This window comes from Mycolicibacterium sp. XJ662, from assembly GCF_053484035.1.
On the sequence record NZ_JBEFTL010000001.1, the window covers coordinates 1,155,413 to 1,168,098 of the forward strand.

General features: G+C 67.4%; 10 protein-coding genes and 1 riboswitch. Of the genes, 2 read left to right on the top strand and 8 right to left on the bottom strand.

Annotated elements, in window-relative coordinates:
* Positions 1 to 299: 299 nt before the first annotated feature.
* The gene (locus tag ABQE93_RS05405; protein ID WP_448406240.1) at positions 300 to 650 is read left to right on the top strand and encodes a hypothetical protein; all 351 of its coding nucleotides are present in this window, start codon (positions 300 to 302) and stop codon (positions 648 to 650) included.
* Positions 651 to 653: 3 nt separating this feature from the next.
* Here ABQE93_RS05405 and glgX read toward each other — a convergent pair whose 3' ends face one another.
* The gene (gene glgX / locus ABQE93_RS05410) at positions 654 to 2,798 is read right to left on the bottom strand and encodes a glycogen debranching protein GlgX (protein WP_448406535.1); all 2,145 of its coding nucleotides are present in this window, start codon (positions 2,796 to 2,798) and stop codon (positions 654 to 656) included.
* A gap of 148 nt (positions 2,799 to 2,946) precedes the next feature.
* A riboswitch (cobalamin riboswitch) is annotated at positions 2,947 to 3,146 on the top strand.
* Between the two features lie 111 nt (positions 3,147 to 3,257).
* Here glgX and metE point away from each other — a divergent pair.
* Positions 3,258 to 5,525, top strand: a complete 2,268-nt coding sequence (gene metE, locus ABQE93_RS05415; RefSeq protein WP_448406241.1) for a 5-methyltetrahydropteroyltriglutamate--homocysteine S-methyltransferase — start codon at positions 3,258 to 3,260, stop codon at positions 5,523 to 5,525.
* Here the strand turns inward: metE and ABQE93_RS05420 are convergent.
* From ABQE93_RS05420 to ABQE93_RS05450, 7 genes are all read right to left on the bottom strand, one after another.
* Positions 5,522 to 6,073 carry a nicotinamidase gene (locus ABQE93_RS05420; protein WP_448406242.1) on the bottom strand — a complete coding sequence of 184 codons (552 nt, stop codon included), beginning with the start codon at positions 6,071 to 6,073 and terminating at the stop codon, positions 5,522 to 5,524. The two genes, metE and ABQE93_RS05420, sit on opposite strands and share 4 nt — an antisense overlap.
* Positions 6,074 to 6,092: 19 nt before the next feature.
* Positions 6,093 to 7,391 (bottom strand): hypothetical protein, encoded by a 1,299-nt coding sequence (locus ABQE93_RS05425; RefSeq protein ID WP_448406243.1) that lies wholly within the window; start codon positions 7,389 to 7,391, stop codon positions 6,093 to 6,095.
* Positions 7,388 to 7,807, bottom strand: coding sequence for a hypothetical protein (locus ABQE93_RS05430; RefSeq protein ID WP_448406536.1), 420 nt, complete (start codon positions 7,805 to 7,807; stop codon positions 7,388 to 7,390). The genes ABQE93_RS05425 and ABQE93_RS05430 overlap by 4 nt, the downstream gene beginning before the upstream one ends.
* Positions 7,801 to 7,962 (bottom strand): hypothetical protein, encoded by a 162-nt coding sequence (locus ABQE93_RS05435; RefSeq protein WP_448391712.1) that lies wholly within the window; start codon positions 7,960 to 7,962, stop codon positions 7,801 to 7,803. Before ABQE93_RS05435 ends, ABQE93_RS05430 begins: the two co-directional genes overlap by 7 nt.
* Positions 7,963 to 7,966: 4 nt before the next feature.
* Positions 7,967 to 9,808, bottom strand: coding sequence for a hypothetical protein (locus ABQE93_RS05440; RefSeq protein WP_448406244.1), 1,842 nt, complete (start codon positions 9,806 to 9,808; stop codon positions 7,967 to 7,969).
* Positions 9,809 to 9,894: 86 nt separating this feature from the next.
* Positions 9,895 to 11,379 (bottom strand): aminotransferase class I/II-fold pyridoxal phosphate-dependent enzyme, encoded by a 1,485-nt coding sequence (locus ABQE93_RS05445; RefSeq protein ID WP_448406245.1) that lies wholly within the window; start codon positions 11,377 to 11,379, stop codon positions 9,895 to 9,897.
* A gap of 18 nt (positions 11,380 to 11,397) precedes the next feature.
* Positions 11,398 to 12,576 carry a zinc-dependent alcohol dehydrogenase gene (locus ABQE93_RS05450; protein WP_448406246.1) on the bottom strand — a complete coding sequence of 393 codons (1,179 nt, stop codon included), beginning with the start codon at positions 12,574 to 12,576 and terminating at the stop codon, positions 11,398 to 11,400.
* Positions 12,577 to 12,686: the final 110 nt, after the last annotated feature.

Below are 12,686 nucleotides of genomic sequence, written 5' to 3' on the forward strand. Positions count from 1 at the left end.
CATACGCTGGTTATTGACACCGACGAATATATTCATTGTGGCAACCGCGGCCGCCTGGTAGGCGCCGCCGCTCGTCGGCTCCTACTCCGGCCCGCCCGACCGGAGGCACCCGTTTTTAAAACCCTCGTGCCAGCGCGGCGGCCACGGTTGCTATAGCTCGGGACCATACCATACGGGCTGGTACGGAATGGCCGGTTTCGCGCGGAAGTCTGCTGGCGCACAACGCTTCTGACGCCGCCTCCGGCCCGGCTGCCCGTCCCGGGCGTTTAACGGCTCCGCGAGTGGGCAACCGGAGGTGCGTGGAGCCCGATAACACCGAATCCGACGCCTCGCCCAACGACGCCGGCGGGGTCGGCGACACCCTGCGCCCGATGGAGGCGACCGATTCCGACGATGTCCGCAACGTCGACGGCGACGAGGTGGTCGATCCGCCCGAGGACTGGGCCGCCGCCGACCAGATCGCCGCCGAACCCGATGGTGAGTCCCTCGACGAGAAGTTGGCCGCCGAGCGGGCCGAGCAGACCCCGACGCCGTCCGCTGAAGGCACCGACGACGTCGAGCGCATCGACCCCGAAAGCCACGGCCGCAGCGAGGGCGATGTCGACGGCGCCCCGGAGGACGGCAGCTCGATCTTCCCGGTCGTCGAGTAGCGGTCAGGCCATCGGGGTGCGCAGCACCAGCATCGAGCGTGCCTCGACGGTGACCTTCGCGCCCGCCGCGACCTCGGCGCTCTCCTCGTCGTCGCCGGCTGCGGTGTCGATGACGGGAAGCCACGCCGGTGCGTAGTTCTTCGCCGGGAGGGCGAACTCGATCGGCTCGTGGTGCGCGTTGAAGCACAGCAGAAACGAGTCATCGAGCACCCGCTGACCCCGCACGTCCAGATACGGGATGCCGTGACCGTTGAGGTACACCGCGATCGACTTGGCGAACCCGCTCTCCCAGTCCTCGTCGCTCATCTCCGAACCGTCGGGCGCTAGCCAGGCGATGTCGGGCAGACCGCCGCCGCCGCGCCGGCGCACGGTGTCCCCGGAGAAGAACCGTCGCCGCCGGAACACCGGGTGGGCGGCGCGCAGCGCGGACACCGTGCGGGTGAACTCCATCAACTCGGTGTCGGCGTTGGCCCAGTCGATCCAGGACAACTCGTTGTCCTGGCAGTACACGTTGTTGTTGCCCTGCTGGGTGCGGCCGAGTTCGTCGCCGTGGCTGATCATCGGCACGCCCTGCGACAGCAGCAGCGTGGTCAGGAAGTTGCGCTGCTGGCGCGCCCGCAGCGCGTTGACCTCCGCGTCATCGGTCGGGCCTTCGACACCGCAGTTCCAGGACCGGTTGTGGCTCTCGCCGTCGTTGTTGTCCTCGCCGTTGGCCTCGTTGCGCTTCTCGTTGTAGGACACCAGGTCCCGCAGCGTGAACCCGTCGTGTGCGGTGACGAAGTTGATCGACGCGACGGGCCGACGCGCGGTGTGCTCGTAGAGGTCGGCCGAGCCGGTCAGCCGGTAGGCGAACTCGTCGAGGGTGGCCGGCTCACCGCGCCAGTAGTCGCGGACCGTGTCGCGGTACTTACCGTTCCACTCGGTCCACTGCGGCGGGAAGTTGCCGACCTGATAGCCGCCGGGCCCGACGTCCCACGGCTCGGCGATCAGCTTGACCTGGCTGACCGTCGGATCCTGCTGCACGAGTTCGAAGAACGTCGACAGCCGGTCCACGTCGTAGAACTCGCGGGCCAGCGTGGAGGCCAGGTCGAACCGGAACCCGTCGACGTGCATCTCGGTGACCCAGTAGCGCAGCGAATCCATGATCAGCTGCAGTGAGTGCGGGTGCCCGACGTTGAGGCTGTTGCCGGTGCCGGTGTAGTCCATGTAGTAGCGCTTGTCGTCCTCGACCAGCCGGTAGTAGGCCGCGTTGTCGATACCGCGGAAGCTGGCCGTCGGGCCCAGGTGGTTGCCCTCGGCGGTGTGGTTGTAGACGACGTCGAGCAGCACCTCGATGCCGGCTTCGTGCAGCGCGCGCACCATCGCCTTGAACTCCTGCACCTGGCCGCCGGGGTTGGGGCTGGAGCTGTACTTGGAGTCGGGGGCGAAGAAGCCGATGGTGTTGTAGCCCCAGTAGTTGGTGAGGCCCTTCTCCAGCAGCGTGGAGTCGTTGGCGAAGTGGTGCACCGGCATCAACTCGAGCGCGGTGACCCCCAGCGAGGTCAGATGCTCGATGATCACCGGATGCGCGACGGCCGCGTAGGTGCCGCGGATCTGCTCGGGGATGTCGGGATGCGTCTGGGTCAGCCCCTTGACGTGGGCTTCGTAGATGACGGTGTCGGCGTACTCGTAGCCGGGCGGGCGGTCGCTGCCCCAGTCGAAGAACGGGTTGATGACGACGGATTTCGGCATGGATGCCGCGGAGTCGTCGTCGTTGCGGCTGTCGGGTTCACCGAAGGTGTAGCCGAACAGCGCCTGGCCCCAGTCGAAGTTGCCGTCGATCGCTTTCGAGTACGGGTCCAGCAGCAGCTTGTTCGGGTTGCAACGCTGTCCCTCGGCCGGGTCGTAGGGGCCGTGCACCCGGTACCCGTAGCGCTGGCCGGGTTCGATGTTGGGGATGAAGCCGTGCCAGACGAACCCGTCGACCTCGGGCAGCGTCAGCCGCGACTCGGTGCCGTCACCGTCGAACAGACACAGCTCGACCTTGTCGGCGACCTCGCTGAACAGTGTGAAGTTGGTGCCGGTGCCGTCGTAGGTGGCGCCGAGCGGATATGCCTTACCGGGCCAGACTTCCAAGATTGCACTCCAGTGATCGGTGAACGAGACGATACGGGGGATGCCCAATCGCGGCGCATCGCAACCGTGGCGCTCCAACGTGAAGTTGTGCTCGAAAACCGCGCCGGATTCGCGCACAAGCTCACGTTCGGCGCCAGGAAATCCCCGTCGGATAGGCTGGGCAATGCAGCTGGTCTGCCGGCGCTGCAGTTTTGGCGTCGGCATCGAGCCACACGTGTGGCGAGAGGGAACCCGGTGAGAATCCGGGACTGTCCCGCAGCGGTATGCAGGAACGACCGCCGTCATCAGCACTGGCCTCAACGGGCTGGGAAGCGACGGCCAGTAGGGGCACTTCGGTGCGTGCCTGCGAGTCCGAAGACCTGCCGGCTGTACCGGACGCGCCGCGTCCGGTGGTTCCTCGCCTCGTGGAATGGGCAGTGGCCGAAGCGGTTACCTCCGCGTTCGGTGCGCGTCCCGTGGCGATGACCATCCGCCGTACAAGAGGACCGCGTCATGAACACCACCCCTTTCAGCGCCACCATTCTCGGATCTCCCCGCATCGGGCCGAACCGCGAACTCAAGCGCGCCGTCGAGAAGTACTGGGCAGGCAACTGCGATCGCAGCGAGCTGGAATCGACGGCCGCGCAGCTGCGCCGCGACACCTGGGAAGCCCTCGTCGCCGCCGGACTGGACTCCGTGCCGGTGAACACCTTCTCCTACTACGACCAGGTGCTCGACACCGCGGTGATGGTCGGGGCGCTACCGCCACGCGTTGCGGGGGTGGCCGATGATCTGGACCGCTACTTCGCCGCGGCCCGCGGCACCGACGAGATCGCACCGCTGGAGATGACCAAGTGGTTCGACACCAACTACCACTACATCGTGCCCGAGCTGGGTCCGGACACCCGCTTCACGCTCGATGCGACCAAGGTGCTGGCCGAGTTGAAGGAGGCCCAAGCGCTCGATGTGCCCGCCCGCCCGGTGCTCGTCGGCCCGATCACCTTCCTGGCGTTGTCCAAGGCCGTCGACGGGGCCGACGCACCGATCGAGCGGCTCGACGAGCTCGTCGCGGTGTACGGTCAGCTGCTCGGGAAGTTGGCCGATGCCGGCGCGGCATGGGTGCAGATCGACGAGCCCGTGTTGGTGACCGACATCCTCGACAACAGCGCGGAGCTGGCCGAGCGCACCTACGCCACCCTGGGTCGGGTCACCAACCGCCCGGCGCTGTTCGTCGCGACCTACTTCGGTGAGCTCACCGATGCGCTGCCCGCGCTGGCCCGCACGTCGGTGGAGGCCATCGGCGTCGACCTCGTCGCCGGGGGAGTGTCGGCGGTGGCGGCGGTGCCCGAGTTGGCCAACAAGATCCTGGTGGCCGGCGTCGTCGACGGACGCAATGTCTGGCGCACGAACCTGGAGTCCGCGCTGGCCACGTTGGCGACGCTGATGGGCCTGGCCGAGCATGTGGCGGTGTCGACGTCGTGCTCGACGTTGCACGTGCCGTACTCGCTGGACGCCGAGGACGGGTTGGACGCGCAGCTGCGCAGCTGGCTGGCATTCGGGTTCGAGAAGGTCAGCGAGGTGGTGGCGCTGTCGCGCGGTATCACGGTCGGCCGCGACGCCATTTCGGCCGAGGTCGCCGCGTCCAACGCCGCCGTCGCGTCGCGGCGCTCCGACCCGCGGCTGACCAACGCGGATGTGCGCGAGCGGATTTCGTCGATCGCCGCCTCCGGCTCCAAAAGGGGGCCGGCCGACGAGCGCCGCGCCGCCCAGCAAGACCGGCTGCAGCTGCCGGTGCTGCCGACGACCACGATCGGCTCGTATCCGCAGACCTCGGCCATCCGGGTGGCCCGCGCTGATTTGCGGGCGGGCAAGATCGACTACGCCGAGTACGTGCGCCGGATGAAGGCCGAGATCGCCGAGGTGATCAAGCTGCAGGAGGAGCTCGGCATCGACGTGTTGGTGCACGGCGAACCGGAGCGCAACGACATGGTGCAGTACTTCGCCGAGCAGCTCGACGGGTTCTTCGCCACGCACAACGGTTGGGTGCAGTCCTACGGCAGCCGCTGCGTGCGCCCGCCGATCCTCTACGGCGACGTCGCCCGGCCGAAGCCGATGACCGTGGAGTGGATCAGCTACGCGCAGTCGCTGACCGACAAGCCGGTCAAGGGCATGCTCACCGGCCCGGTGACGATTCTGGCGTGGTCGTTCGTGCGTGATGATCAGCCGCTGGCCGATACCGCGGCGCAGGTCGCGTTGGCCATCCGTGACGAGACGGTCGATCTGGAAGCCGCGGGCATCGGGATCATCCAGGTCGACGAGCCGGCGCTGCGCGAGCTGCTGCCGCTGCGGTCGAAGGACAAGGACGCCTACCTGCAGTGGGCGGTCGATGCGTTCCGGTTGGCGACCTCGGGTGTGGCGGACTCCACGCAGATCCACACGCACTTGTGCTATTCGGAGTTCGGCGAGGTGATCGGCGCGATCGCCGCGCTCGACGCCGATGTGACGTCGATCGAGGCGGCGCGGTCGCACATGGAGGTGCTGGAGGATCTCAACGCCGCGGGGTTCGCCAACAGCGTCGGGCCCGGTGTGTACGACATCCACTCGCCGCGGGTGCCCGGTGCCGACGAGATGGCGACGTCGCTGCGCGAGGCACTGGAAGCCGTTCCGGCAGAACGGTTGTGGGTCAATCCGGACTGCGGGCTCAAGACCCGCAAAACCGATGAGGTGACGGCGTCGCTGCGCAACATGGTCGCGGCGGCAAATCGGGTCCGCGGGGGCTAGCCGACTTGCACGCCGGCCGCGCGCAGGTCCTCGAGGGCCTTGGCGGTCGAATCCGGGGCGACGCCGGCGGTGAGATCCAGCAGCACCCGGGTGGTGAAACCGGCCTCGGCGGCGTCAACGGCCGTCGCGCGAACGCAGTGGTCGGTGGCGATCCCGACCACGTCGACCTCCTCGACGCCGCGCTGGCGCAGCCAGTCGGCGAGCGCGGTGCCGTCGTCGTCGGTGCCCTCGAAGCCGCTGTAGGCCGCGGAATAGTGGCCCTTGCGGAAGACGGCTTCCACGGCGGTGGCGTCGAACTCCGGGTGAAACTCCGCGCCGGGGGTGTCGACGACGCAATGCCTCGGCCAGGACACCTTGTAGTCCGGGTTGTCGGAGAAGTGGTCACCGGGATCGATGTGAAAGTCCTTGGTGGCCACGATATGTGCGTAGTCGGATTGGTCGGCGAGGAGGCGGGTGACGTTGCGTGCCACCTCGCTGCCGCCGGTCACGGCCAGCGATCCGCCCTCGCAGAAGTCGTTTTGCACGTCGACGATGATCAGCGCCTTCATACCCCCAACCGTAGCGCCGTCATCCGCCGAAGAGCAGATACAGCCCGGTGAACGTGTAGCCGACCATGACCAGCATCATCGCGAGCTGGCCAGTGAGTTGGTGGTCGGCGGGCAGCAGCCGCAGCGCGCGGTCGTGTGCGGCGATCACGCCGGCGACGTGGCCGGCCAGCACGCTACCGACCTTGATGGTGGCCAGCAGCGAAGGATGAAGCGACAGTACGTAGTTGACCTCGGCGTCGAGCCCAAACAGCAGGATGATCGTCTGTTGACCGCGTTCGACGAGGTAGGTCAGGTAGTGCGCGAAGACGTAGCCGATCACGATGGGGATCAGCGAATGCGCCATCTGTCCGGGCAGCGCGCGGCGCTGTGCGCGGTCGACGCCTCCGGTCGCGATTGCGGCCAGCCAGAACGTGGCTGCGACCACCCCGATGAACAGCAGCAGACCTGCCGTGCGGATCAAGGTAGCGGTCAGGGTGGACGTGGAGTTCTCGTCGACGAAATCGCGCCAGCGCGGCATCGCCGAAAAGCTGTCGAACGCCGTCGATCCCAGCAGCACCGCCATGACCGCGACGACCCCGGACCGGATCGGCAACGACGGCAGGTGGTCGAACGGATTGCCGATCGCCACCAGCCCGCTGCGCGGATCGCGCCGCCACGGCGACAGCCGCGACACAACCACGCTGTACACCTCGAACGGGTCGGCGCGGCCATACCAGCGGGGACCGCACAGCAGCCCTCCGGCCAGGGTGATCGCCAGGTAGATGAGCAGCCAAATCCGGATGGCGTCAAGCGATCCGGGGTTGGGGCTGGCGAGCTCCAACCATACGAACGCGAACAGGCCCAGAGCGGCAGGCCAGTAGCCCAACGCCGCCGGATAGGCGCGGCGAAGAGAGCGCCAGCCGATCAGCCGGTGCACCGCTCGAACGGGTGAGATCGCCCGCCACACCGGGCCGGCCACCAGCGACAGCGCGACCACGCCGACCCAGATCAGCACGTAGAACACGCCGGGTAGCGGGTTGTCGGCGTCCTGCGGTCCGATGATGGACGCCACCGCGACCCATACGGCGAACGCCAAACCCGCCAGCGCGACGACCCACCGGGTGATCGGCGCGTCGATCACCGTCGTCACCCAGCGCGGCAGCGGGCGCGCGGGTTTGTCGGGATCGAAGCGCGGTTTGCGCCACGCGAACGCGACGACGGCGAACGTAAAGGTCAGCGTCCAGGCCGCGCCGATCAGGGCGTAGGTGAACGGGATCGGCAGATCGGTCGAGCCGCCAAGGCCGTGCGCCAGTACGGCCAGCGACGGTTCGGTTCTCACCGCACCTGGATGGTCGCGACGGTCTTGTTCGCGTCGTGCAACTCCACGTCGACGCGACCGGGCACGTCGACGGTGAACTGGAACGTCTGGCCCGGTTCCGCCTTGACCGGGAAGGTGTGCTCAGGGGTGGAGTGCACGTGCAGTTCGTCTGGGGCGTCGCTGTTGACGCGGATGACGATCGGTTCGCCGACCTTGGCGTCCAACTGGGCGTTGGTGGGGTCGACCTGGCCGCCTTCGACGGTGACGTCGAGGGTTACGCGATCGGTCGGGCGCTGCTGGTCGGTCATGTCCGACGAGGTGACGGTCGGCGCCGGCGGGGAGACGCCCTCCGCGGTGTCGCTGTCTTGGGAGCCGCACCCGGTGGCGACAACGGCGGCGGTGGCCAGGACGACAAGTGCCTTACGACTGATCACGATCCTCCATCTTTGTTTTCGCGTTTGCGGCGGTTCTTCACAGCGATGTACACGACGACGGCGGCGACCACGATCGCCGGAGCGAACGCCGGCACGGCGAGCCAGATCGGATGGTCGGCCAGGATGACGACGTTCGGGTCGTTCGGAACTTCCGTCATGCCGTCATGCCTGGACCGTTGGTCGCAGTTCGGCTTCGCTGCCGGTCGGTTCGTGCCTGTTGATCCGGCCCCCGCCCCAGGTGATGCCGGCGACCATGACCAACGTGCAGAACAGCACGATCAAGCAGCCGATCAGCCACAACGCCTCGGGGATGTCCGGGCTGCGTTCACGCTGCAAAATCGTGATCTCGGCGACGAACGGACGCGTCGTCTGCGCCTCGGCCGGCACCTCCTCCGCGCCGATACCCGGGTCGCCGGCCAGGTAGATCGGCACCGCGGCCAACGTCTTACCGTCGTGCACCCGAAGCAGCGTCTTCCACGAACCCGACACCGGCATCGGCTTCGTCGAGCGGTAGTGGCCGGGGCCGACCTCCTCTAAGTGGTCGATGAAGAGCCCGCGCTGGTTGGCGATGCCGCCCTGCCAGCCCAGCACCGACACCCAGTTCGGGTTGTCGCTGAGCAGGTTCGCCGGGGTGAGTTGGATGTCGGCGGTGGCCTGCTGTTGGTCGCCGATACTTGGCGCCTCGGTGAGAGTGATTGTGGCGGTGGCGCTTTCGGGAACGTTGTAGCGCAGCCCGTTGGCTGTCGCTGCGCCGATGACGACGACGGTGAGTGCGACCAGCCCGATTCCGATGGCGCGTCGCGGCAACCGTTGACCGCAGAGCACCATGCCGAGCAGCGCGCCGCAGGCGCCAGTGAGCACGGCGACCGGAACCGCCATCGCCAGCCCCTCGGGCCACAGGCTGGTCTCCCACGGGTAGGGGTAGACGGCGTTGATCCACAGCGACTCCAGCCAGAGCCCGACGGTGCCGATCGCCAGACCGCTGACCAGGCCGAACACGATCGGCCGCTTCAGCAGTGGCGTCAGCGCGATCAACTCGACGAGCACCGCCGCGCCGAGATAGAGCGGGAACCAACTATTCGGCGCGTCGAGCACCGGCCCGACCGCCAGCGAGACCAGCCCGCGCAGCCCGATCGCCAGCAGAGCGGCGATGATGGCCGCCCCCTTGCCCATGAAGAGGCGCGCGCCGACCAGGGCGAAGGCGGCGGCAGCGGCGATGAGCATCGGTTGGAAGGCCTGGCGGAACTGCTGGACGCCGAAATCGAACTCGATCTGGTAGACCGACATGCCGATGAGCACCCCGGCGAACGCGAGGTACTGGACGAACTTCAAACCGATGCCGTCGCGGGGCTTGTCCTCGCCCGCGGCGACCCGGCCTTCGTGTTCCAGATAGAGGGCCGCGATGGTGGAAAAGCCGGCGCCGCCGATCATCATCAAATGCGTTGGACCCCAGAGGGTCACATCTTGACCGAAGATGCGGTGCCAGACGTCGTCGAGCGGGAAGCCCAGCAGCGCGTACAGCCCGCATCCCGCCATCACGATGCCGCCGACCGGTGCGTACCAGGTGTCGGTGATCCGCACCGCCGACGGTCCGGGTTTGTCTTCAGCGCCCCCGAGGGGCAGCACCATCGCCAGACAGCCCGCGACGAAGATGAAGAACAGGCCGGCCAGGATGAAGTAGTGCGCCGGGTTGGCCAGTGGGCCTTCGTCGCGGCCCGCGCCGATGTGCAGGCTGACGTCCCAGATGAAGCCGAACAGTGCGCAGATGATCGCCGTGATGAACACCGCGATGGGCAGTGCCACCCACGACGGACGTTTGAAGCGGCGCCCCGACCAGTCGGCGAGGCGGGTCAACCAGGTGATCTTGCGGCTGCGATGCAGCCAACCGATCCACAGCAGCAAGGCGGTCACGACCGCCGCGAAGATCGACAAGCCGATCACTTCGTCGAGCGCGGCGCCTCCGCCTTCGTCCTGCGCAAGGAGGGAAATTTCCGTCGTGTCCATCGTGTGCCTTACCCGGTTGATGTATGGAGGAAACTTCTTACTGTGCAGTAATGTTGCCAGAACTCCAGCGGGCCAAACCAGGTTGTTCAGGCTATGACGCGAAACGTCTCCAGGGTGGGGTCGGCGGCGTCGGGAAGGTTCATGCCCGCGCGCAAACCCGAGCGCAGATAGTCGATCACGGCGTCGTTGAGACGCTCACCCGGCACGACGGCGGGTATGCCGGGCGGATAGGGCGTGATCTGTTCGGCGGCGACGCGGCCGTCGGCCTTGCCGGCGGGCACGGCTTCGGTGCGTCCGAAGAAGGCGTCGCGGGGCAACTCGACGGTCTCGAGCTCGATCTCCGACGGGGAGGGCAGCCGCATCGGGGCCGGCTTGTCGAAGTCGTTGGCGGCCTTGCGCCACGCCCATAGGGAGTCGAGAAGGCGTTCGGAGGTCGCCTTGTCGTCGGCGAAGGACATCGTGGCCAGGATGCGGCGGTGATCGCTCATGCCGAGGTCGATGTGGCGGTGGTCGCGCAGCCAGTCGGCGGCTTGGTAGCCGGTCGTTCCGACGGCCGACACGTCGATCAGCACCTGGAGACGGTCGAGGTCGTGTGAGGCTTCGACGCCGAGAAGTTCGTCGTCGAGCACCTCGACGTCGGGGATGAGCTCGAGGTCCCCGCGCAGCCCGCGAGCGAGTTCCATTGCGGCGCCGAGCAAGTCACGGCCGTGCTCGACCATCTGTCTGCGCCAGCCGTCCATCGCGGCATAGATGGGCACGCTGGGGCTGGTGGTCATCAACAGGTCGGCGCAGGCCGACAGGCGGTCTTGGTCGATGAGGTCGCCCTGCAGGTGAAAGACCGAGCCCTGTTCGAATCCGGCGCCCATCTTGTGCACGCTGACCACACAGACGTCGGCGCCGGCGTCCATTGCCCACGTCGGCAGGTTTTCGTGGAACGGCAGGTGAGCGCCCCAGGCCTCGTCGACGATCAGCGGTTTGCCGCGGGCGTGGCACACCTGGGCGATGCCGGCGAGGTCGGCGCAGGTGCCGTACGGGCTGGGGCTGACGACGAGGGCGCCGGCGGCGTCGGGGTGGGCGTCCCAGGCGCGTTCGAACTCGTCGGGTGACGGGGGATGGGAGATGTGGCGTTCGGCGTCCCAGCGCGGGGTGACCCAGTGCGGTTGTACGCCAGAGAAGACCAGTCCCGCGACGATGGACTTATGGCTGTCGCGGGGAACGATGAGGCTGCCGCCGCCGGATGACGCAGCGGACTGGTCCGGCCCGCCGGCGACGGCCATCATCGCGGCCTTGACCGACAGTGAGCTGCCGCAGGTGGAGAACCAGGCGACTTTGGCGCCGACGGCCTCAGCCATCAGGTCTTCGGCGCGCTGGAGGTATTTGTTTTGTGAGCGGCGGTCATCGAGGCCGCCGTTGGCAAGCAGGTCGTCACGGAAGGCTTCGTGGCCGAGCACGGCGAGCACGCGTTCGTCGACGCCGCGGCCTTGGCGGTGACCGGGCGGGCTGTATCCGTAGCGGTCGCGTTTGCGGTAGTCGACCAGCGCATCCAGTAGGGGTGCTTCGGACTGATCCATGTGGGCGGAATACCCCGGTTACGGCGTGAGCACCACCTTGACCATGCCGTCCTGCTTCTTCTGGAATTTGGCGTATGCGTCCGGCGCGGCCTCCATCGGAAGGCGGTGGGTGGCGAACTGTTCGACGCCGAGCGGATCCTCCGGGGTGAGCAGCGGCATGATGTCAGGCACCCACTTCTTGACGTTGGCCTGACCCATCCGCAGCTGAATCTGCTTGTCGAACAACGTCATCATGTTGATGGGGTCGGCGGCGCCGCCGTAAACACCGGACAGTGAGATGGTGCCGCCCCGGCGCACCAGCGAGATGGCGGAGTTCAGGGCGGCGAGCCGATCCACGCCGGCGCGTTTCATCATGAGCCGTCCCACCGGGGATGGCAGGTAACCGCTGGCGGTCTGTGCGACCTCGGCGACCGGGGACCCGTGAGCCTCCATGCCGACGGCATCGATCACCGAGTCGGCGCCGCGGCCCTCGGTGTGGCTCTTGACGATCTCGTCGGCGTCGTCCTTGCGTAGATCGATGACTTCCTGGCAGTACTCGCGGGCGCGGTCGAGGCGCTCGTCGACCAGATCCACGCCAATCACCTTGCAGTTGTTGCGATGTGACGCGATGCGGCACGCCATGGCCCCGATCGGGCCGAGGCCGAGCACCACCAGCGTGCCGCCGTCGGGCACGGCGGCGTACTCGACGCCCTGCCATGCGGTGGGCAGCACGTCGGAGAGGTAGACGTAGCGTTCGTCGGGTCCGTCTTCGGGCACTTTGATGTGGGTGTACTGGGCCTGGGGGACGCGTAGGTATTCGGCCTGGCCGCCGGCGACCTCGCCGTAGAGCTTGGAGTAGCCGAACAGGGCGGCGCCGGTGCCCTGGTCGCGGTTCTGGGTGGTTTCGCATTGGCTCTGCAGGCCTTGGTCGCACATGAAGCAGTGCCCGCAGGAGATGTTGAACGGGATGACGACGCGGTCGCCGACCTTGAGGCCGTTGACGTCGCGGCCGACTTCCTCGACGACCCCCATGGCCTCGTGGCCGAGGATGTCGCCTTCGCTCATGAACGCGCCGAGCACTTCGTAGAGATGCAGGTCGGACCCGCAAATGTTGGTGCTGGTCACGCGGATGATCGCGTCGTTGGGTTCCTTGATCGTCGGGTCGGGCACGTTGTCGACGGAGACGTTCCGTCGTCCCTGCCAGGTCACTGCGCGCATGGGCATCCTCCTCGAAGTCTTGCTTTAGGACGTGCCCGTTGAGGCGGGAGCCAAACCCTGGGGTTGCTTCTTTGGGCGCACGGTTGTTGTACGGATATGTCGAGTAGACC